Origin of the sequence: Pseudomonas sp. ICMP 561 (assembly GCF_002699985.1) — a bacterium.
GTDB lineage: Bacteria > Pseudomonadota > Gammaproteobacteria > Pseudomonadales > Pseudomonadaceae > Aquipseudomonas > Aquipseudomonas quasicaspiana.
In genome coordinates this window covers 255,170-275,743 of sequence record NZ_LKBT01000067.1, presented here as the reverse complement: position 1 = coordinate 275,743, position 20,574 = coordinate 255,170, and the positions used below count along the sequence as shown (strand labels likewise).

Here is a 20,574-nt window from a genome sequence, read left to right as displayed (position 1 = left end):
ATCAGTGAATAGGAGTTATCGGATGGAGAGTATTTGAAGTAAAACTTTTGAGCGTAATGCTCAAATGTGTTGACCGTCATGTACTCGAAAAACTCAAGGTTGTAGCCCGCGTCATTTGGTGTGTCGCCTCCGCCAGAGAGAGGGTTCTGTATTGTCGGTGTGTTGGTATGCGTTACGTAGGAGAAATTAACTTTGGAGTCATCACTGGCCAAACTAAGCTCGCCGTAGAATGATTTGCTGATGTCGTCTGCCATTTTCGTTTACCTGTTGAGTTCCATCACGTGATGGTCAAGTCAGGCTAGTGAGTGCTGTGGGCGTTGACTACTGTCATAGTTGACAGTGGTTGGAATTAATGTCGATTTAAAGGAGTGTTTTTATTCCGAAAAAAGTGCTAGTTAAGCAGCCTGTTACGGGTTTGCGTTGACGCTGGGATATGAAAAAGCCCCGGCTCTCGCGAACCGGGGCTTTTTGTGACTGTTGCAAACGGGGCTGATTAAGCGCCGTATACCGGCAGTCTGGCGCAGATGGCTTTTACTTTTTCACGTACTGCGTCGATCACGGCTTCGTTGTTCAGGTCAGCCAGGATGTCGCAGATCCAGGTTGCCAGCTCTTTGCACTCTGCTTCCTTGAAGCCACGAGTGGTGACTGCCGGTGTGCCGAAGCGCAGGCCGGAGGTGACGAACGGGGAGCGTGGGTCGTTGGGTACGGAGTTCTTGTTGACGGTGATGAAGGCGCGGCCCAGGGCAGCGTCAGCGTCTTTACCGGAGATATCCTGCTTGATCAGCGAGAGCAGGAACAGGTGGTTTTCAGTACCGCCGGAAACCACGTCGAAACCGCGCTCGATGAATACACCGGCCATGGCCTTGGCGTTTTTCACGACTTGTTGCTGATAAGCCTTGAACTCAGGCTGCAGAGCTTCCTTGAAGCATACGGCCTTGGCGGCAATCACGTGCTCCAGTGGGCCGCCTTGGGCACCTGGGAAAACTGCGGAGTTCAGCTTCTTCTCGATGTCGGCGTTGGCGCGAGCCAGGATCAGGCCGCCACGTGGACCGCGCAGGGTCTTGTGCGTGGTGGTGGTCACGACGTCAGCGAAAGGCACCGGGTTCGGGTAAACACCGGCAGCAACCAGACCGGCTACGTGGGCCATGTCGACGAACAGGTAAGCGCCAACCTTGTCAGCGATCGCGCGGAAGCGCGGGAAGTCGAGAATCTGCGAGTAGGCAGAGAAACCGGCCACGATCATCTTTGGCTTGTGCTCAACCGCCAGGCGTTCAACTTCGTCGTAGTCGATCATGCCATTGGCGTCGATGCCGTACTGAACGGCGTTGTACAGCTTGCCCGACGAGCTGACGCTGGCGCCGTGGGTCAGGTGACCGCCGTGGGCCAGGCTCATGCCCAGAATGGTGTCGCCGCCTTGCAGCAGAGCGAGATAAACGGCGCTGTTGGCTTGCGAACCAGCGTGTGGCTGAACGTTGGCGTAATCTGCGCCGAACAGTTCTTTGGCGCGGTCGATGGCCAGTTGCTCAACCACGTCGACGTATTCGCAGCCGCCGTAGTAACGCTTGCCCGGGTAGCCTTCAGCGTATTTGTTGGTCAGGACCGAACCCTGAGCTTCCATCACCGCTGGGCTGGTGTAGTTTTCCGAAGCGATCAGCTCGATGTGCTCTTCCTGGCGCAGGGCTTCTTGCTCCATCGCGGCGAAGAGATCGGAGTCGTACTTGGCGAGAGTCAAATCACGGCTGAACATGGCGGTCCTCAGGGATCGGGGGCAGAAAAGGGGGGCATTCTAACCCAAGCGCTTTCTGGAGTGATATGAAACGCAGTCATGTTGTCTAGAAGCAGCTTCAAGTTACAAGTTGCAAGCTTCAAGCAAAAGCCGTTCTGCTTTTGCCCTTGCCCTTGCCCTTGCCCTTGCCCTTGCCCTTGCCCTTGCCCTTGCTTGTAGCTTGTAGCTTGTAGCTGTCCCTCTCAATCAAACATAAACAGCGCATCATTGCTGTACTGCGCCTCGAACATGCTGGCTGGCATCGGGCGGCCGAAGAGGTAGCCTTGCACTTCATCACAACCGTGCTCGCGCAGAAACTCGAGCTGCTCGTGGGTTTCGACGCCCTCGGCGATGACCGCCAGGTTCAGGCTGTGGGCCATGGCGATGATGGCGCGGGCGATCTGTGCGTCCTGCTCGCCCGAAGGCAGACCGTCGACGAAGGTCCGGTCGATCTTGAGGATGTCGATGGGGAACTGTTTCAGGTAGTTCAGCGACGAATAGCCGGTGCCGAAGTCATCTACCGCAATGCTCAGGCCCAGGCGCTTGAGGCCGTCGAGAATCTGCATCGCCACGCCGACTTCGCGCATCAGAATACTTTCGGTCAACTCCAGTTCAAGGCAGGCAGGGGACAGCCCGGTCTCCTGGAGAATATTGGCGATCCGGTTACCCAACTGGCCGTCAGCGAATTGCCGGGCGGAAATGTTGACCGAGACCTTGGGCACGCGCACCTTGGCCCGGTGCCAGGCTTTGAGCTGTTTGCAGGCCTCGGTGAGTACCCAGTCGCCCACTTCCACCACCAGCCCGAGCTCCTCCAGTACGGGAATGAACTCGTTTGGCGAGACCAGTCCGCGACGTGGATGACGCCAGCGCAACAAGGCTTCGGCACCCGTGAGGCGCTTGCCGTCGCCGCTGAACTGAGGCTGGTAGAACAGGGTGAATTCCTGCTGCTCCAGTGCATGGCGCAAGTCGCTTTCCAGCTCCAGGCGTTCCAGCGCCGAAGCGTTCATGTCGGCCTGATAGAACTGGAAGTTGTTTTTGCCGTTTTCCTTCGCGTGATACATCGCGGTGTCGGCGTTCTTCATCAACTGGCTCAGTTCGTTACCGTCTTGAGGGCTGAGGGCGATGCCGATACTGGCGGTCACGAAGAACTCCCGCCCTTCAAGGACGAACGGTGTGACCAGGCTGGTCAGGATCTGCTCGGCAACGTGAATGGCGCGGTTCAGGGCGAGCTCCCGAGTCGGACTCGGTTGCAGCAGCAAGGTGAACTCGTCGCCGCCCATGCGGGCAACTGTGTCGTCATCGGCGACGCACGCCAGCAGCCGCGTGGCCATTTCCTTGAGCATGCGGTCACCGGCCGCGTGTCCCAGGGAGTCGTTGATCGGCTTGAAGCGGTCAAGGTCGAGGAACATCAACACGACCCAGGCATTCTGCCGCTCGGCATGCTGCAGCGCTGAGTGCAGGCGATCCTGGAATAGCGAGCGGTTCGGCAAGTGAGTCAGGGCGTCGTAGTAAGCCAGGCGATGGATGCGCTGCTCGCTGGCCTTGCGCTCACTGATATCGGTGAAGAAGCAGACGTAACTGGCCAGATCGCCTTCGTCATCCAGTACTGCCGTGATGCCGACCCAGGCCGGGTAGTGTTCATCATTGCGACGTTTGAGCCAGACTTCGCCTTCCCAACTGCTGTGCTGATTCAGCTGTTTGACGATGTAGCGCAAGTGCGCTTCCTGCTGGTTATCGACGGTCAGCAGAGTGGGTAACTGGTCGAGCACCTGTGCTGCGGTGTAACCGCTGACCCGGCTGAACGCCTCGTTGGTTTGCACGATGTAGCCCGCCGGATCGGTAATCAGGATGGCGGAAGTCGAGTGTTCGAATACGGTAGCGGCCATGCGCAGGTCTTTTTCAGCCCGACGCTGCTGGCTGATATCACGTCCCACGCCAAGGATGCCCTCAAACGTACCCTGGTCGTCCCAGACCAGCACCAGGCGCAACTCGATAGGGATTTTCCGCCCGTCGGCGCGCAGGCAGTCAAACAGGAATAACTGGGTCGGGATCTCTTGGCGCAAGGCCGCCAGTGCTTCCGGTTTTTTCAGCACTTTGCGGATGCGATCCATCAGCGCGTAAAAGCCTGCCAGTTGCTGCGGGTTGGCGACGGTGGATTTCCAGCCGTGCTTGAGAATCCATTCGGCACTGTAACCGAGCACGCCCTGCACTGAAGGGCTGACGTAGTTGGGCGTGAGTTTGCTGTTGGTGGAGAAGATCACGTCGCTGATGCTTTCGGCCAGCATGCGGTAGCGCTGTTCGCTGTCACGCAGGGACTCGCTGGCTTCCAGCTGTTCGGTGATGTCTTTGGCGACGCCGATGATGCGCGTAACCTGATCATCAAGATCCCGGGACAACGCCTGCTCGCGGATATCGAAACGCCGCCATTTATTGTCACGGTCACGGAAGCGCAGCTGGCATTGCAGAAGTTCGCTGTGACCACGGTGGCGCTGTCGCAGGCGCATGTCCTGATAACGCTCGGCGTCATCGGGGTGCAGCAGCATCTCCCAGAAAAACTCGCCCATGCGCAGCAGTTCAGTCCTGCTGTAACCGAGTGTCTGGCCAAGGTTGTGGTTGCTATAGATCATCCGTTGGCTGAGCACATCCTGCACATACAGATGGTCCGGGACGGTGCGCACCACATTCGACCAGAACCCTTCGCGTTCCTGCTGCGACAGCTCGACCCGCTTGCGACTGGTGATGTCGCCGATACTCAGAATGACGGAATTGAAGTCCTCGCGGTCTTCAGGCAGCCGCACCACCAGCCACAGGTATTGATCTTCGCCGCGATCCCGAGTCAGGCGGATTTCGATTTCCAGCTGGTTTTTTCGGGTCAGCACCGCGTGGATCAGTTGCTCGCCAATCCCTTGATGGCTTCGCTGCCCGCCTTCTATAACGTGCTGCCATGCCTGATCGTTGGATTTGACGTTGAGCAGGCTCAATGCGACCTGATTGACTTCGGTAATGCGCAATTTGCGCAGCAGCGCCTTGAGTTGCCCGGGCTGGGCCTTGAGCAGTTCATTCAGTCCCTGGCTGTTATCGATTTGCAGTGTTTCGAGATAGCCGGGCAGGTCTGACATATCCAGCACGCAGATGGCGACGCCAGCACCTTCGAAAATATCCTGATAGCGGCGTCTGCTCTCATGGAGCTGACGTTGACGTCGACGCAGGCTCAACAGCGCGAATAACGGCAGGATTGAACAAAGCAGGCCAATCACGCATTTGCCGATCAACGGCCCGAGCAGTTGTTCACGCGCCTTGCTGACGTCGAACTGGCCGCGTAGCTGCCAATTACTATTGGTCAGAGGTTGAAGCAGCACGCTCTCGATCTCGCCAATGCTGCTCACCAGCGGTTCATGCTCGATGGTTTTGTCGCGAAATAACAGGCGATCAGTGGAGCGGTTCTCCAGGCGCCAGAGCGGCTGGAAACCCTGGCGCGTCTGACGCGTCAGGGACTTGAGGACGTCCGGGCTCAAACGCAGTGCCCAATAGCTTTGGTTGCTTTTACCGGGATGCTGGATCAGCAGGTAGATCTGCGAGCCGTCTTCACTGTTGTCGTAATAAAAAGGCCGGCCCATGGCTTGTTGGACCGTCTGCTTGAGAAACAAGGCGTCGGTGGAAGCATCCAGGCTGTCTGTTGTGACCTTGCCGCTCGCGTCCAGCCACGCAATGCTGCGCAAAGAGGGCAGCGAATGACGCAAGTCGTCCAACAGCTTTATTTTCTGCTCCGGGCTTTGAGGCTCCTGTGGGCTGCTGCGGCTCAGCAAATTGAGCGCCACTTGAGCACTCAGCTCCATGTTCAGGCTCAAGCGGTCCGCCAGCTGCACGCTGTAGTCGAGACTGCGATGGCGTTGACGATCCTGGTTCTGTTGGTACTGATCAATCAACTGCCAAAGAATCAGTGCAAGCATCATCAACACCAGCGCTGCCAGCATGCCTTTCAATGACCCGCGCAAAGGCACCGCTGTTGCGCTCCTGGTGGCGCTCGATTGAGACGGGGGAGTTGATGTTGGCAACATTGATCCTGACTACTGAACTGAACAGGCTGTTTGAAAACGATAGCATCGGGCTGCGCTGCCGCGAATGCGGGGGAACTATATGCCGACGCCCAAAGGGCGGCTAGCATGCCTTGAGTTGTGGCTAAGTGCCAGCCCCGCTGGCTCAGATGGTTTGCCCTCAAGCCCGCATTCGGGTAGCTTTGCCCAACGCGCAGCCTCTGCCGACTTCTGCATGAGTGACTCCACTGCTTGCAAACTTTGATCTGGTTCCACGGCCCTCACATCCTGCGATGTAGATAATTCAAGGCGTGGAACCGTCCAACGGCAAGTGCCGTCGACAAATAAAACGTTTTTTTGCGTCGTAGCGCCAAGCTCGCGTCCCTATTCAACAGTCATAAACCCAGGTTTTCATCCCATGGCCCAATACGTCTTCACCATGCATCGGCTGAGCAAAGTTGTGCCGCCGAAGCGGGAAATTCTCAAAAATATATCCCTGTCGTTTTTCCCGGGCGCCAAGATCGGCGTGCTCGGTCTGAACGGTTCGGGTAAGTCCACTCTTCTGAAAATCATGGCGGGTGTCGACACCGAGTTCGACGGTGAAGCACGTCCGATGCCTGAACTGAACATCGGTTATCTGCCTCAAGAGCCGCAGCTTGATCCGACCAAGACCGTGCGTGAAGTGGTTGAGGAAGCGGTCAGTGTGATCAAGAACGCTCAGGCGCGTCTTGATGAAGTGTATGCAGAATATGCAGACCCTGATGCTGACTTCGACAAGCTGGCTGCCGAGCAGGCGAAGCTGGAAGCCATCCTCCAGGCCTCCGATGGCCACAATCTGGACCGCCAACTGGAAGTCGCCGCCGATGCGCTTCGTTTGCCAGCGTGGGATGCGAAGGTTGAAGTGCTTTCCGGCGGTGAAAAACGTCGTGTAGCCCTCTGCCGCCTGCTGCTGTCCGCGCCGGACATGCTGCTCCTCGACGAGCCGACCAACCACCTGGATGCCGACTCGGTAGCCTGGCTTGAACACTTCCTGCACGATTTCCCGGGCACAGTGGTTGCGATCACGCACGACCGTTACTTCCTGGATAACGTCGCGGGCTGGATTCTGGAACTCGACCGCGGCGCTGGCATTCCTTACGAGGGCAACTATTCGGGCTGGCTGGAAGCCAAATCCGATCGTCTTGCCCAGGAGTCCAAGCAGCAGTCGGCCCATGAAAAGGCTATGAAAGAAGAGCTGGAATGGGTTCGCAAAGGTGCCAAGGCACGTCAGTCCAAGTCTAAGGCTCGTCTGCAACGCTTTGAAGAAATGCAATCGCAGGAATTCCAGAAGCGCAGTGAAACCAACGAGATCTATATCCCGGCCGGTCCACGCCTGGGCGACAAGGTCATCGAATTCAAGAACGTCAGCAAGGGTTACGGCGATCGCGTGCTGATCGACAACCTGTCGTTCGCCATGCCTAAAGGCGCAATCGTGGGCGTGATCGGTGGTAACGGTGCCGGTAAATCGACCCTGTTCCGCATGTTGATGGGCAAGGAAACGCCGGACTCGGGCAGCATCGAGATTGGTGAAACCGTGCAACTGGCTTGTGTTGATCAGAGCCGTGACGACCTGGATGGCAGCAAGACTGTGTTCCAGCAGATTTCCGACGGTTCCGACCAGATCCGTATCGGCAACTACGAAATCCCGTCACGCACTTATGTCGGCCGCTTCAACTTCAAGGGCGGTGATCAGCAGAAGTTCGTCAAGGATCTCTCCGGTGGTGAGCGTGGTCGCTTGCACTTGGCGTTGACCTTGAAGGAAGGCGGCAACGTCTTGCTGCTCGACGAACCGTCCAACGACCTCGACGTGGAAACCCTGCGTTCGCTGGAAGAAGCACTGCTGGACTTCCCTGGCGCCGCCATTGTGATCTCTCACGATCGGTGGTTCCTGGACCGGGTTGCGACCCACATCCTGGCTTACGAAGATGATTCGCAAGCAGTGTTCTTTGAAGGCAACTACACCGAGTACGAAGCCGACCGCAAGAAACGCTTGGGCGACGCTGCGGCCCAGCCGCATCGGGTACGCCACAAGAAGCTAGCCTGATTTATTCAGGTGTTACAGAAACGGAGCCTACGGGCTCCGTTTTTTTTGGCAGCAATGTTCGCTTATCGATATGTAAAGCGTCCGGCAGGAGCGAACTTGTTCGCGAGGCAGACGACGTGGTGTGTCAGGTGCATCGCCTCGCGAACAAGTTCGCTCCTACCGGGCGGCATACCCTATGCATCCGGTTCAATCAGAATAACCTCGATATCCTGATCTCCGGCCGGGCGCTTCCAGAGCACTTCATCACCCAACTGCGCGCCAATCAAGGCGCGACCCAGCGGCGAGGCCCAGTTAATCAAACCTGCGGCTGCATCAGCCTGATCTTCGCCGACCAGTTGCACGCGATGTTCAGTGCTGTCTTCATCGGCATAGGTCACCCAGCTTCCGATCTGGACCTTTTCCGTCGAGATGGCGGGAGTGACGACTTGTGCACTTAGCAGGCGCTGATTGAAATAACGCAGGTCACGTTCAAGGTCAGCCAGATGCTGTTTGTCGTTGTCTTGATCCAGTGCCGCGATCTCGCTGTGATGGGCCTGAAGTTCGGCGACGCGGCGCTGCAAATGCTCCAGACCGCTGGCGGTAACGTAATTGGGTTGCTCGCTGATCAGGCGCTCGACCGGCTGGTCGGCATCCGCAGCGGCGTTGTCTTCGTTGACGAAGGCGCGGCTCATGGTTTTTCTCCTCTAATGGAGGTTGGGCCATGGGTGCGGGGGATAAGTTTCGTTGATTATTACGCAGATGTTATTCCCTGTAGGAGCTGCCGAAGGCTGCGATGGGGCGTGTCAGGATGAATGCTTTCGCAGCCTTCGGCAGCTCCTACAGGTACTCGCACCGCCTATCAATCAATAGTGATACCACTTCACCTCAAGCATCACTTCGTTCTGCGGGGAGCTCAGTTGGCTGAACTCGCGCTGTGCGCTCAGGCGCAGGCCAAAGTTGCGTGACAGTTCCCACTGCTGGTTGAGGCTGATGCTGCGGCGGACTTCGCCGTTGGTGAAATAGTCGCCCTTGGTTTCAAGGCTCAGGTTACCCAACGGATTACGCCACAACACGCCGGTGTTGAAGCCGGCAGCGGGTGAGATGAACTCGGCGAAATCGTTGTTGTGCTCGACACGAACGGTGCCCAGCGCGAAACCCAGCACGTCTTCGCCCAACTGCCATGTCCCGCCTGCGCCGCCGTTCACATGGGAAACCAGCGTTTCATCGCCGTGTTTACCGAGTACTCGCTCCAGACCGCCAGTCACTTGCCACGACCAGGGTTGCAGCAGCGCATTGCGCGGCGTCAGCGAACGAATCGTCGCCAGATCCAGTTGCTGCAGTTGCCAGTGATTGCCTTCGTACTGACGCAGCTTGAGTTGCAGGATTTCGATCTGCGCCCCCAGCGGGAAGCCATAGGCGTTGTCGTTGAGATCGTGATAGGCCATGCGCAGGCCATATTCTGCAAAGGCCTTGTCATCACGGGTGCCGACGCCGGCTTGCCAAGTGCGGGACTCGTGACCATCTTCGGGTAAACCGGGACGTTTGATGTCCAGCGCTGGCGGCGGGTTCTGATTGATTGCACGCAGTAGCTCGAAGCTGCGCTGAGCGCGCCCGGCATCACGTTCCTGACCGTTCGCGCGGTAGCGTTCCAGGCGATACGCGGCATCCTGAATCAGCGCGCGACGCTCTTTGGGTTGAGCAAGGTATTCAGGGTTTTGCAGTTGCTTCTGATCGGCACTGACATCCAGTACCCATTGCTGCTCGGAGCTGTTTAGCGGTTTTGCGCGCTCAAGCAGTTCGCGTTCCCGGGAAGGACGGTAGTCGATCTTGTCCACAAGGCCAGCGGCTTTGACAGCCTTGACGGTATCGGTCGGGATAGCGGTCAGAGGGAATTGCTCGGTGAGCTTCAAGCCGGGGCGAGCAACCTGCAGCAGTTCCAGTAGGCGATAAGAGCAGTTTTCGTCGAAGAAGTAGTAACCGAAGCGGATCTGCTTGAGCTCCCACACGTGTTCAACCATTCGCCCGGTTTCTTCCGGGGTCAGGTTGAGGTGGTATTCCCACAGGTCGCGGTTTTCCAGGCTGCGATATTCCGACAGTTTTTCCTGGTAAGGCACCAGCGCGAACAGGCCGGGGTAGCCGCCAGCCAAGCCCTTCCAGGCATACAGAATGCTGTTGTCCATGCCTTCGATATAAGCACCGAAGTTGATCGCATAGCTGAGCAGGGCAGTGTTATTGGTTTTTACATCAGCCTGATCGATGCGCAGCAGCGTATGGCCGAACATGGATGACGGGCTGTTCAGGTAGGCGGCGGGGAAGATCATTACTGCGCTGTCGGGTGCAACGTCCTTGAACCATTGAGTGAACTCTTTGCACTCTACGGCTGGCAGGTCTTTGAGCTGCAATTGATCCTTCAGCCAGCGAGTGCGTGCCGGGTAGACACACTGGGCGTGCTTCTCGCCCGCGCTTGCCGGGGCATAGAGGGCATCAACGGTGGCGCTCAGCTCCGCCTTCGGGTCGTGTTCACCGTTGGCCGAGAGAAAGAATTTTGGGTCGTCAACATAGCTGCGCCAGCCACCCAGCTTGGCGGTCTCGTAATGCCCTAATGAAATCCAGAATGGCTCATTGGCCAGTTGCTGCAAACGTTCATCGCTCGCGTGTTGCGCGGCGGACAGCGGGGTGCAGACGCAGAGCGCCAGATACACAAGGCGTTTGAGCATGGAAAGCAACTATTCAAGAGATCGTCAGGAGATCGGGAAGTCAGCAGTCTAGCGCGTGAACGCAACAAAAAGCCCGCCCTCCGAGTGGGAGGGCGGGCGCAACGAGCTTATGCCTGGGTAGCGTACTTGGCCAGGGTTGGATCGTTTTTCAGTACGTCGATGGTGTTGGTGTGAACGTCTTCAGCGGTGGCGTCTGCCTTGCTGAAAATCTGGTTGAAGTGCTCGTGGGTGACAGCGGCGAAATGCGCACGGTCTTCCGGTGCAACGCCCAGCACTACCGCGTAAGTAGTCAGTGCTTCGCCTTGACCCATGGCCATGTCCTTGGAGAGCTCGTCCATCATGCCGTTCATGGCAATCCAGGATTTACCGCCGTAGGTCAGTGCGCTGTTGGTGGAGCAGCCGTTGGTGCCCGAGGTCATGCCGAAAGTGGCGTTGCCCGAAGTACCGTTAGTGGTTGATGCGAGGAAATGAGCGGGAGTACCGCGTTGACCTTCGAACAACATGTTGCCCCAGCCGCAGTCCGGGCCACCAGGAGCCTGGGCCATAGCGTTGATGGAAACAGCTGCGAAGAGACTACCAAGAAGAATCCGTTTCATAGCTTTATTCTCTTTATATTCAACCAAGGGTCAGGGTTCATGGCTTAAGTTGCGCCAAGGCGGCCAGCGTTAAATGTCTGGTGCGCCAAAGTTGGAGCTTAGGCGCTATCCAAGGGTTCCGCCTTTTATTACAAAATGTTCATCAAAAAAATCTCATTGATATAACGCTCTGGCCAGCGTACCGCAGGGTTTGTGACGACTTGAGTTTTTTACTGTCTTGCAAGTCGAGTCCAGCGAGCGCCAGAATGCCGCCATCTGCCCCGCCTGATGTAAGGATGCCCGATGCCCGATACTGTTGCTGCCAGCCTGCGTCTTGCGCCTGAAGCGCTGACGCGTCCTTTTTCCGCTGAACAGTTCAGCTTTTCGACGACCAATGATCTGGAGCCTTTTCGCGGTGTGCTCGGCCAGGAACGAGCAGTAGAAGCCCTGCAATTCGGTGTGGCCATGCCGCGCCCCGGTTACAACGTGTTCGTCATGGGCGAGCCCGGTACCGGCCGCTTCTCGTTCGTGAAGCGATACCTCAAAGCCGAAGGCAAGCGTCTTCAAACCCCCAGTGACTGGGTTTACGTCAACCACTTCGACGAACCCCGCGAGCCCCGTGCACTGGAGTTGCCACCGGGCAGCGCGCATCAGTTCATCACTGATATTGGTGGTTTGATCGATAACTTGCTGTCGACCTTTCCGGCCGTCTTCGAGCATCCGTCGTATCAGCAAAAGAAAAGTGCCATCGACCGCGCTTTCAACCAGCGGTATGACAAGGCACTGGACGTCATCGAGCGTCTGGCGCTGGAAAAAGACATCGCTCTGTACCGCGACAGCACCAATATCGCCTTTACCCCGATGCTGGACGGCAAGGCGCTGGATGAAGCCGAGTTTTCGCAACTGCCTGAAGCTGATCGCGAGCGCTTCCACGAAGACATCTCGGCACTTGAAGAGCGGTTGAACGAAGAGCTCGCCAGCTTGCCGCAGTGGAAGCGCGAGTCCAGTAATCAACTGCGTCAGTTGAACGAAGAGACCATCACCCTGGCGCTTCAGCCACTGTTGGCACCATTGTCCGAGCAGTACGCGGAGAACGCGGCGGTCTGTGCGTATTTGCAGGCGATGCAGGTTTACCTGTTGAAGACCGTGGTCGAGCAACTGGTCGACGACAGCAAGACCGATGCTCAGGCGCGCAAGCTGCTTGAAGAGCAATACAGCCCGAGTCTGGTGGTGGGTCACGCAGCCAGCGGCGGCGCTCCGGTGGTGTTCGAGCCGCATCCGACTTACGACAACCTGTTTGGCCGTATCGAATACAGCACCGATCAGGGCGCGCTTTACACCACCTACCGCCAGTTGCGGCCAGGTGCATTGCATCGCGCCAACGGTGGGTTCCTGATTCTCGAAGCGGAGAAAATGCTCAGCGAGCCTTTTGTCTGGGACGCCCTCAAGCGCGCCCTGCAATCGCGCAAACTGAAAATGGAATCCCCGCTGGGTGAGATGGGGCGTCTGGCTACGGTCAGCCTCACGCCGCAAGTGATCCCGTTGCAGGTCAAAGTGATCATTATCGGTGCGCGGTCGCTGTATTACACGCTGCAGGACCTGGATCCGGACTTCCAGGAGATGTTCCGGGTACTGGTGGATTTCGATGAAGACATCCCGATGTACGACGAAACTCTTGAGCAGTTCGCCCAGTTGCTGAAGACCCGTACTTCGGAAGAGGGCATGGCGCCACTGACGGCGGACGCGGTGGCGCGTCTGGCGACCTACAGCGCTCGCCTGGCCGAGCATCAGGGGCGTCTCTCGGCGCGAATCGGTGATTTGTTCCAGCTGGTCAGCGAGGCTGATTTCATTCGCCAGTTGGCTAACGATGAGCAGACCGACGCGGGCCATATCGAACGAGCACTCAAGGCCAAGGCCACACGGACCGGTCGTGTGTCGGCGCGGATTCTCGATGACATGATGGCTGGCATCATCCTCATCGACACTGACGGTGCGGCGGTCGGCAAGTGCAACGGGCTGACGGTGCTGGAAGTGGGCGACTCCGCTTTCGGTGTACCCGCTCGGATTTCCGCCACGGTCTATCCGGGCGGCAGCGGCATCGTCGATATCGAGCGTGAGGTTAACCTCGGCCAGCCGATTCACTCCAAAGGCGTGATGATCCTGACTGGCTATCTGGGTAGCCGGTATGCGCAGGAATTTCCGTTGGCGATTTCGGCGAGTATCGCGCTGGAGCAGTCTTACGGTTACGTGGATGGCGACAGTGCGTCGTTGGGCGAGGCGTGCACGCTGATTTCGGCTTTGTCGAAAACCCCGCTCAAGCAGTGCTTTGCAATCACCGGCTCGATCAACCAGTTCGGTGAAGTGCAGGCGGTGGGCGGGGTCAACGAGAAGATCGAAGGCTTCTTCAGACTCTGTGAGGCACGCGGTCTGACCGGCGAGCAGGGCGCAATCATCCCGCAGGCCAACGTGGCGACACTGATGCTTGATGAGCGTGTGCTGCAAGCCGTACGCGCCGGGCAATTCCACGTTTATGCAGTGCGTCAGGCGGATGAAGCCTTGAGCCTGTTGGTGGGCGAGCCTGCCGGTGAGCCGGACGAGAACGGCGAGTTCCCGGAAGGCAGCATCAATGCCCGTGTCGTCGAGCGTCTGCGTGATATCGCCGAGATGCTCAGCGATGACGATCTCAGAGAGGAGCTGGAGAAGGAGCCTGCGCAGCTGGCACCAGAGTTCAAGGCTTAACCACGGAAGTGGCAACGCCTTCTGTGCAGACTCTGTGAAAACTACTGCGCTCGGCAATACTGCGTTAAAAACAGGCGAAAAATGCTCATTTAGAACACCTAAACTCCGCTTTTTCGCCTGTTTTTGCCTTGTCTTGCCGTCGCTCGCTACGTTTTCACACAGTCTGTGTGGGAGCGAATTCATTCGCGAATACGGTATGTCAGCCGACGATGATGTTGACCGTGCCGGCCCCTTCGCGGATAAATCCGCTCCCGCAGGCCCTAAATTCAGCACGATTCCTGTAGGAGCTGCCGAAGGCTGCGAACGACGGAGTGTCAGGAGCATCGCTTCGCAGCCTTCGGCAGCTCCTACAGACTTCGATGGCTACCGATGCGCCGTTCATCCCCCTCAACTTTCCCAATTCATCTTTTCCTCTATCCTGTTTCCGTACCACGGTTGTCAAAGGGACTGACGCGCCTTAAAGCATTTTCAATGCGGCGAACACCGTAGCCAACGAGGAGCTCGCCATGTCGCGTAGCCTCTGCCTTACCCGCCAATGCCTGGGTCTGATGACCCGGATCGAATGTGTGATACGCCCCCTTTCTGGTGACAATGGCATGTGGACGTTGCTATTTGCTGCTGGCATGACTGGGGAACAACCCTCTGCGATCAAGACTCAAGGGCCTTTTCCCGGGGCTCCGGCTGCCGAGTCAGTGATGTTGGCGATTGCCGAGAGTCTGACTTCCAGCGGTTACGAAGAAACAGACGATATGCCTATCTGGAGCCTGCACCTGCAGGGCGAGTTACGCCGGATCAATAGTGATTCATCCGGGGCCCAGCGTTCTTCCCCTTTCTAGCCTCATTCAACCTGCGCTACGACGTTACCTTGCGATTCATATGATCCATATGGAAGGCTGCAGTAGTAACGTCGGATCTTCACTTTCAATCCGTCATGCGTGGCTTTAGGTCACATTCTGCGAATCGTCGGGTGGCTGGTATACTCGCCGCCATCTCCACGCATCTGTGAGTTCAAATGGAACGTTTTGTCGAAAATGCCATGTATGCCTCGCGCTGGCTGCTGGCCCCTCTGTATTTCGGTCTGTCTCTGGGTTTGCTGGCACTGGTACTGAAGTTCTTTCAGGAGATCTTTCACGTCCTGCCCAACGTGTTTGCGTTGGCCGAGGCTGACCTGATTCTGGTCTTGTTGTCCCTTATCGACATGGCGCTGGTGGGTGGCCTGTTGGTGATGGTGATGATCTCCGGCTACGAAAACTTCGTGTCGCAACTGGACATCGACGAGGGCAAAGAGAAGCTCAACTGGCTGGGCACCATGGACTCTTCGTCGCTGAAGATGAAAGTTGCCGCCTCCATTGTTGCGATTTCCTCGATTCACCTGTTGCGGGTGTTCATGGACGCCAAGAACATCGAGCCGCAGTACCTGATGTGGTACGTAATCATCCACATGACGTTCGTGGTATCGGCATTTGCCATGGGTTACCTGGACAAGGTCACCAAGCACTGACATCGTTGCGCTAATTGCTTCACATCGCCGCCCGTCCATTGAAAAATGGACGGGCGGCGTCGTTTCAGGTGATTGAAATCCGTTACCTTGTTTAGCGATCGTGTTCTTGAGCGAGGAGTTCAAAGTGACTGAAGATGAATTGGCAGTACATCTCAATGCCGGCAGCATCGACGAGCTGAACCTGATTTCCATCGAGGGCGGGATTTATCTGCTTGAAGCGCGCATGCAGGGCGTCGTAGAGCTTCTCAGGGGCGAGCGAGGCGAGACGGTCCGGTTACGCTCGGTCGAGCATGCGCGCGAGCTACTCAAAGACTTCACTCCTGTGCCGTTTCATCTGGTTCACGCGGTGGTCCACGACGAAATGTGCGGCATGCCAGTGGATAAGCGCGAGGCGCTGCGAGTGCCGATCAGCTTTCATTCGAAGTGGTAGTTTTTGTTTTTTGTAGGAGCTGCCGAAGGCTGCGAACAGTAGTGTGCCAGGAATATCGCTTTCGCAGCCTTCGGCAGCTCCTACAGTGGCGTATGCAGGTACTTCATGTGCTAGGCTGCTCGGCCTTTTGATACGGAGTGCCTGGTTCAGGCATTCCTTTAGCGGAGCAGTGATATGTCCGAAGTCAACTTGTCCACCGACGAAACTCGCGTCAGCTACGGCATTGGCCGTCAGTTGGGCGGCCAACTGCGCGACAACCCTCCGCCGGGCGTTAACCTGGATGCGATCCTGGCTGGCCTGACCGATGCGTTCGGTGGCAAGCCAAGCCGTGTTGGCGAAGAAGAAATGTCCGCCAGCTTCAAGGTGATCCGCGAAATCATGCAGGCTGAAGCCGCTGTCAAGGCTGAGCAGGCTGCTGGTGCTGGTCTAGCTTACCTGGCTGAAAACGGTAAGCGCGAAGGCGTTACCACTCTGCCATCCGGACTGCAATTTGAAGTGCTGACCACCGGTACTGGCGCCAAGCCAACCCGTGAAGATCAGGTTCGCACTCACTACCACGGCATGCTGACTGACGGCACCGTGTTCGACAGCTCCTACGAGCGTGGCGAGCCAGCTGAATTCCCGGTAGGTGGCGTTATTGCTGGCTGGACTGAAGCGCTGCAACTGATGAACGCTGGCAGCAAATGGCGTCTGCACGTACCGAGCGAGCTGGCTTACGGCGCTCAGGGCGTTGGCAGCATCCCGCCGCACAGCGTGCTGGTATTCGACGTTGAGCTGCTCGACGTTCTCTGATCGATTTCATATCGGTTCAGTAACGGGCAGGGCGAGTCTTGCAGGCTCGCTCTGCTCTTGTTTCAGCGGCTGGCGTCATGTCAGTGCAATTCCGCGATCGGGCGCAACGCTCGGGCATAGCAGAACAGAAATAGATTGCGCACCAACTCTTTCAGCACGATCGGCTCGCTTGAACTTAGCTCGTTGACGTCCAGATCCCCTTGATCGCGCAGTTCATCCAGCGCTTCCTTCTCCAGCACGGCACACACTTCCCCGGTTTCGCGATGCAGAATTCGCAGGTAAGGGTGAGGGCGGTCCAGCCATGCATCGATCAAATACGTCATGTTGCTTCTCCTTGAAAGGTTTCAATGAGAATAATTCTTATTGGTGGAATAGCAAGTCTCTATTGAGAATAATTCGCATTTTAATGCCGGGTGGTTGATCTGGGTCAGGTTGGGACATTGAATTTTGTTCTGTGGGAGCTGGGCTTGCCCGCGATAAGGCTGAATACGGTTCACCTTTAGATCGCGTGCAGCCTTATCGCGGGCAAGCCCAGCTCCCACAGGATCGCGATATTCAGCACGTTTTCATTTGCCAACAAAAAGCCCGTCACAGGGACGGGCTTTTTTAACAGCTCATGGCGATCAGTGGGTACGGGCCACCGCAAACTCGCTCAGTTCAACCAGTGCGTCGCGGTATTCACTCGGCGGCAGGGCATCCAGGCATTTGATGGCGCGAGCGACGTAATCGCGGGCCAGCTGCGCGGTGTAGTCCAGCGCACCAGCGCTTTCTACGGCGCTACGAATGCTTTCCAGATCTTCCAGGCCACCTTTCTGGATGGCCTGACGTACCAGGGCAGCCTGTTCGGCAGTACCTTCGCGCATGGTGTAGATCAACGGCAGGGTCGGCTTGCCTTCGGCCAGATCGTCACCGACGTTCTTGCCCAGGGTTTCAGCGTCGCCACGGTAATCGAGAAGGTCGTCTACCAGTTGGAAAGCGACGCCCAGGTGGTCACCAAAGGTGCGCAGCGCTTCACTTTGCTCTTCCGTGGCGTTGCACAGGGCTGCGGCGCTATGAGTCGAGGCCTCGAACAGCATGGCTGTCTTGCCGCGAATCACCTCCATATAGATCTCTTCGGTGGTGCTTGCGTCGCGCACTTTAGACAGCTGCAGCACTTCGCCTTCGGCAATGACCCGGGTCGCTTTCGAGAGGATCTTCATGACGGGCATCGAGCCCAGCTCGACCATCATTTCGAAAGAGCGGGAATAAAGGAAGTCACCGACCAGCACGCTTGGCGCATTTCCCCACAGCGCGTTGGCGGTGGAGCGGCCGCGGCGCATGCCCGACATGTCGACCACATCGTCATGGAGCAGTGTCGCGGTGTGCAGGAACTCGATGGTAGCAGCCAGCAGACGGACGTCGTCGCCCTCGCGGCCAAGCGCTTTGCCACAGAGAAGAACCAGCAGCGGACGCAGGCGTTTGCCTCCAGCCGAGGTAATGTAGTCGCCGATTTTCGAGACCAACGGTACCCGCGACGTCAGCTGCTTCTTGATAATGACGTCGACGGCACTAAAATCGTCCGCCACAGCGCGGTAGAAGGCTTGAGGTTGCATCAGCGAGGGGTGCTCCAGAAGGGTTGCGCCGCATGCTAGGTTGCGGGTCAGAGCGTGTCAAGGTATGACATCCCGCCTCTTGCAACCGTTTGATGCCTTGCGTACAATCGCGCACCCTAACTTTCCTGGGCAGCACCTGCCTTACGCAATTGCCAACGGGCCTTTCCAGCCCCAGGCAGCCATGCCAGCCGATACTCTACTTATAAAGAGCTGGGTGAGCAGGATTTTCGGAGAAATACCATGTCTTATGCAGTAATCGTTACCGGTGGCAAGCAGTACAAAGTTGCCCCAGGTGAATACCTGAAGATCGAAAAACTGGAAATCGCCACTGGCGAATCCGTTACCTTCGATCGCGTTCTGTTGGTTGCCAACGGCGACGACGTTAACATCGGTGCACCTGTTGTTGCCGGCGCTACCGTTGTAGCTGAAGTGATCTCGCAAGGTCGTCACGACAAGATCCGCATCATCAAGTTCCGTCGTCGTAAGCACCACATGAAGCGTATGGGCCACCGCCAGTGGTACACCGAGATCAAAATCACCGGTATTCAGGCTTAATTTCAGCCTAATCCCTCACTAGGAGAATTGACTCATGGCACACAAAAAAGCTGGTGGTAGTACCCGTAACGGTCGCGATTCAGAAGCCAAACGCCTTGGCGTGAAGATGTATGGCGGCCAGGCTATTATCCCGGGCAACATCATCGTGCGTCAGCGCGGTACCCAATTCCACGCTGGCTACGGCGTTGGTATGGGTAAAGATCACACCCTGTTCGCGAAAGTGGAAGGCGTGATCAAGTTCCAGGTTAAAGGCGCCTTCGGTCGTCGCTACGTGAGCATCGTTCCGAAGACTGAAGTCTCCGCAGCGTAATCATGCAGCAGCTGGAAAAGCCCTGTCTCGCGACGGGGCTTTTTCGTTTTTGAAGGTTGTTGGCTACAGGCTTTAAAAGGCTTTGGTGAGTCTCTTGCAAAACTGTTTGTGCGGGCTGTTGTGATGTTGACCTGTGAGGTCACTGGTTTTTGATCGGTATCGCAACGCTCATTTTTGCAAGAGTCTTATGTATTTATGTTGTTCTGCTCGTCCCTGTGGCGGGAGGCGTGCGTTATGAAATTTGTAGATGAAGTATCCATTCGAGTAAAGGCCGGTGACGGTGGCAACGGTTGCATGAGCTTCCGTCGCGAAAAATTCATCGAAAACGGCGGTCCTAACGGCGGTGATGGTGGTGATGGCGGCTCGATCTTCATGGTCGCCGACGAAAACCTCAATACCCTGGTTGACTACCGTTACACCCGTCACTTTGATGCTGAGCGCGGTTCCAACGGCGGCAGCGCTGACTGCACCGGCAAGAAGGGTGAAGAGTTGGTGTTGCGTGTGCCGGTAGGTACTACGGTCATCGACGCCAGTACCCAGGAGATCATCGGCGACCTGACTAAAGCTGGTCAGCGTTTGCTGGTGGCAATGGGTGGGTGGCACGGTCTGGGTAACACCCGATTCAAGTCCAGTACCAACCGTGCGCCACGTCAGACTACGCCGGGCAAGCCGGGCGACCAGCGTGACCTCAAGCTTGAGTTGAAAGTATTGGCTGATGTGGGTCTGTTGGGTTTGCCGAACGCTGGCAAAAGTACCTTCATTCGCTCTGTGTCTGCTGCCAAGCCGAAAGTCGCTGACTATCCGTTCACTACCCTGGTGCCAAACCTGGGTGTGGTCAGCGTCGATCGCTGGAAGAGCTTTGTGGTTGCGGACATTCCAGGTCTGATCGAGGGCGCTTCCGGTGGTGCAGGCCTCGGCATTCGCTTCCTCAAGCACCTGGCGCGTACTCGCTTGTTGCTGCACCTCGTTGATATGGCCCCGCTGGATGAGAGCAGCGCTCCGGATGCTGCGGAAGTCATCGTTAACGAGCTGGTCAAGTTCAGTCCTTCTCTGGCTGAGCGTGATCGCTGGCTGGTGCTGAACAAATGCGACCAGATTCTCGAAGAGGAGCATGAAGCTCGCGTCAAGGAGATCGTTGATCGTCTTGAGTGGACAGGTCCTGTCTACGTGATCTCGGCCATTGCCAAAGAAGGCACCGAGCAGCTTAGCCGCGACATCATGCGTTATCTCGAAGAGCGTGCTCAGCGCATTGCTGAAGAGCCCGGCTATGCTGAAGAGCTGGCGGAGCTGGATCAGCGCATCGAAGATGAGGCGCGTGCTCAGTTGCAGGCACTGGATGACAAGCGTGCATTGCGTCGTAGCGGCGTGAAGAGCGTGCATGACATCGGTGAAGATGATTGGGACGAAGAAGATGAGGATGATGAAGACGGTCCGGAAATCATTTACGTCCGTGACTGATCCTCTGCAGTAAACTAGACGCCGCTTAGAGATAAGCGGCGTTT

The 20,574-nt window shown here is 57.0% G+C and carries 17 protein-coding genes; 9 read left to right on the top strand and 8 right to left on the bottom strand.

The window, feature by feature from the left end:
• The 3 genes from AO242_RS29595 to AO242_RS26730 form a co-directional block, all read right to left on the bottom strand.
• Nucleotides 1-254: hypothetical protein (locus AO242_RS29595; RefSeq protein WP_218927857.1), on the bottom strand; the 254-nt coding region annotated here is incomplete at its 3' end.
• Nucleotides 255-493: 239 nt separating this feature from the next.
• Nucleotides 494-1,747: a serine hydroxymethyltransferase gene (gene glyA, locus AO242_RS26735; RefSeq protein ID WP_099271024.1), complete on the bottom strand. Its 1,254-nt coding sequence runs from the start codon at nucleotides 1,745-1,747 to the stop codon at nucleotides 494-496.
• A 221-nt stretch (nucleotides 1,748-1,968) separates the two neighbouring features.
• Nucleotides 1,969-5,820: a sensor domain-containing protein gene (locus tag AO242_RS26730; protein ID WP_099271040.1), complete on the bottom strand. Its 3,852-nt coding sequence runs from the start codon at nucleotides 5,818-5,820 to the stop codon at nucleotides 1,969-1,971.
• Between the two features lie 397 nt (nucleotides 5,821-6,217).
• Here AO242_RS26730 and ettA point away from each other — a divergent pair, with 397 nt between their 5' ends.
• Entirely contained in the window at nucleotides 6,218-7,882 is a 1,665-nt protein-coding gene (gene ettA / locus AO242_RS26725) for an energy-dependent translational throttle protein EttA (RefSeq protein WP_027901840.1), read from the top strand.
• Nucleotides 7,883-8,055: 173 nt separating this feature from the next.
• Here ettA and AO242_RS26720 read toward each other — a convergent pair whose 3' ends face one another.
• From AO242_RS26720 to AO242_RS26710, 3 genes are all read right to left on the bottom strand, one after another.
• Complete coding sequence (locus AO242_RS26720) at nucleotides 8,056-8,553, bottom strand: GreA/GreB family elongation factor (protein WP_099271023.1); 498 nt, start codon at nucleotides 8,551-8,553, stop codon at nucleotides 8,056-8,058.
• 171 nt (nucleotides 8,554-8,724) lie between these two features.
• Nucleotides 8,725-10,578 carry an Lnb N-terminal periplasmic domain-containing protein gene (locus AO242_RS26715; RefSeq protein ID WP_099271022.1) on the bottom strand — a complete coding sequence of 618 codons (1,854 nt, stop codon included), beginning with the start codon at nucleotides 10,576-10,578 and terminating at the stop codon, nucleotides 8,725-8,727.
• 107 nt (nucleotides 10,579-10,685) lie between these two features.
• Complete coding sequence (locus AO242_RS26710; protein ID WP_099271021.1) at nucleotides 10,686-11,174, bottom strand: DUF3015 domain-containing protein; 489 nt, start codon at nucleotides 11,172-11,174, stop codon at nucleotides 10,686-10,688.
• Nucleotides 11,175-11,456: 282 nt separating this feature from the next.
• Between AO242_RS26710 and AO242_RS26705 the strand changes: the two genes are divergently transcribed.
• From AO242_RS26705 to AO242_RS26685, 5 genes are all read left to right on the top strand, one after another.
• The gene (locus AO242_RS26705; RefSeq protein WP_099271020.1) at nucleotides 11,457-13,892 is read left to right on the top strand and encodes a Lon protease family protein; all 2,436 of its coding nucleotides are present in this window, start codon (nucleotides 11,457-11,459) and stop codon (nucleotides 13,890-13,892) included.
• 506 nt (nucleotides 13,893-14,398) lie between these two features.
• A complete protein-coding gene (locus AO242_RS26700) occupies nucleotides 14,399-14,728 on the top strand; it encodes a PA4575 family protein (protein WP_027901845.1) in 330 nt (109 codons plus the stop codon).
• A 176-nt stretch (nucleotides 14,729-14,904) separates the two neighbouring features.
• The gene (locus tag AO242_RS26695) at nucleotides 14,905-15,393 is read left to right on the top strand and encodes a TIGR00645 family protein (protein ID WP_027901846.1); all 489 of its coding nucleotides are present in this window, start codon (nucleotides 14,905-14,907) and stop codon (nucleotides 15,391-15,393) included.
• Between the two features lie 124 nt (nucleotides 15,394-15,517).
• On the top strand, nucleotides 15,518-15,823 hold the full coding sequence (locus tag AO242_RS26690) for a DUF6482 family protein (RefSeq protein ID WP_027901847.1): 306 nt from the start codon (nucleotides 15,518-15,520) through the stop codon (nucleotides 15,821-15,823).
• A gap of 174 nt (nucleotides 15,824-15,997) precedes the next feature.
• On the top strand, nucleotides 15,998-16,615 hold the full coding sequence (locus AO242_RS26685) for an FKBP-type peptidyl-prolyl cis-trans isomerase (protein ID WP_099271019.1): 618 nt from the start codon (nucleotides 15,998-16,000) through the stop codon (nucleotides 16,613-16,615).
• A gap of 80 nt (nucleotides 16,616-16,695) precedes the next feature.
• Here the strand turns inward: AO242_RS26685 and AO242_RS26680 are convergent, their stop codons facing one another.
• Together AO242_RS26680 and AO242_RS26675 are read right to left on the bottom strand one after the other, a co-directional pair.
• Nucleotides 16,696-16,938 carry a PA4570 family protein gene (locus tag AO242_RS26680; RefSeq protein WP_099271018.1) on the bottom strand — a complete coding sequence of 81 codons (243 nt, stop codon included), beginning with the start codon at nucleotides 16,936-16,938 and terminating at the stop codon, nucleotides 16,696-16,698.
• 300 nt (nucleotides 16,939-17,238) lie between these two features.
• Nucleotides 17,239-18,207 carry a polyprenyl synthetase family protein gene (locus AO242_RS26675; RefSeq protein ID WP_027899707.1) on the bottom strand — a complete coding sequence of 323 codons (969 nt, stop codon included), beginning with the start codon at nucleotides 18,205-18,207 and terminating at the stop codon, nucleotides 17,239-17,241.
• 240 nt (nucleotides 18,208-18,447) lie between these two features.
• Between AO242_RS26675 and rplU the strand changes: the two genes are divergently transcribed.
• The 3 genes from rplU to cgtA all read left to right on the top strand — a co-directional run bounded on the left by rplU (nucleotide 18,448) and on the right by cgtA (nucleotide 20,530).
• A complete protein-coding gene (gene rplU / locus AO242_RS26670; RefSeq protein WP_003230856.1) occupies nucleotides 18,448-18,762 on the top strand; it encodes a 50S ribosomal protein L21 in 315 nt (104 codons plus the stop codon).
• A 34-nt stretch (nucleotides 18,763-18,796) separates the two neighbouring features.
• On the top strand, nucleotides 18,797-19,072 hold the full coding sequence (gene rpmA, locus AO242_RS26665) for a 50S ribosomal protein L27 (protein ID WP_002551972.1): 276 nt from the start codon (nucleotides 18,797-18,799) through the stop codon (nucleotides 19,070-19,072).
• Nucleotides 19,073-19,306: 234 nt separating this feature from the next.
• A complete protein-coding gene (gene cgtA / locus AO242_RS26660) occupies nucleotides 19,307-20,530 on the top strand; it encodes an Obg family GTPase CgtA (RefSeq protein ID WP_099271017.1) in 1,224 nt (407 codons plus the stop codon).
• Nucleotides 20,531-20,574: the final 44 nt, after the last annotated feature.

Excerpts from the sequence above, each read along its gene's own strand:
- glyA (WP_099271024.1), bottom strand. The coding sequence starts at position 1,747 with ATGTTCAGCCGTGATTTGACTCTCGCCAAGTACGACTCCGATCTCTTC.
- ettA (WP_027901840.1), top strand. The coding sequence starts at position 6,218 with ATGGCCCAATACGTCTTCACCATGCATCGGCTGAGCAAAGTTGTGCCG.
- AO242_RS26720 (WP_099271023.1), bottom strand. The coding sequence starts at position 8,553 with ATGAGCCGCGCCTTCGTCAACGAAGACAACGCCGCTGCGGATGCCGAC.
- AO242_RS26715 (WP_099271022.1), bottom strand. The coding sequence starts at position 10,578 with ATGCTCAAACGCCTTGTGTATCTGGCGCTCTGCGTCTGCACCCCGCTG.
- AO242_RS26710 (WP_099271021.1), bottom strand. The coding sequence starts at position 11,174 with ATGAAACGGATTCTTCTTGGTAGTCTCTTCGCAGCTGTTTCCATCAAC.
- AO242_RS26705 (WP_099271020.1), top strand. The coding sequence starts at position 11,457 with ATGCCCGATACTGTTGCTGCCAGCCTGCGTCTTGCGCCTGAAGCGCTG.
- AO242_RS26700 (WP_027901845.1), top strand. The coding sequence starts at position 14,399 with ATGTCGCGTAGCCTCTGCCTTACCCGCCAATGCCTGGGTCTGATGACC.
- AO242_RS26695 (WP_027901846.1), top strand. The coding sequence starts at position 14,905 with ATGGAACGTTTTGTCGAAAATGCCATGTATGCCTCGCGCTGGCTGCTG.
- AO242_RS26685 (WP_099271019.1), top strand. The coding sequence starts at position 15,998 with ATGTCCGAAGTCAACTTGTCCACCGACGAAACTCGCGTCAGCTACGGC.
- AO242_RS26680 (WP_099271018.1), bottom strand. The coding sequence starts at position 16,938 with ATGACGTATTTGATCGATGCATGGCTGGACCGCCCTCACCCTTACCTG.
- AO242_RS26675 (WP_027899707.1), bottom strand. The coding sequence starts at position 18,207 with ATGCAACCTCAAGCCTTCTACCGCGCTGTGGCGGACGATTTTAGTGCC.
- rplU (WP_003230856.1), top strand. The coding sequence starts at position 18,448 with ATGTCTTATGCAGTAATCGTTACCGGTGGCAAGCAGTACAAAGTTGCC.
- rpmA (WP_002551972.1), top strand. The coding sequence starts at position 18,797 with ATGGCACACAAAAAAGCTGGTGGTAGTACCCGTAACGGTCGCGATTCA.
- cgtA (WP_099271017.1), top strand. The coding sequence starts at position 19,307 with ATGAAATTTGTAGATGAAGTATCCATTCGAGTAAAGGCCGGTGACGGT.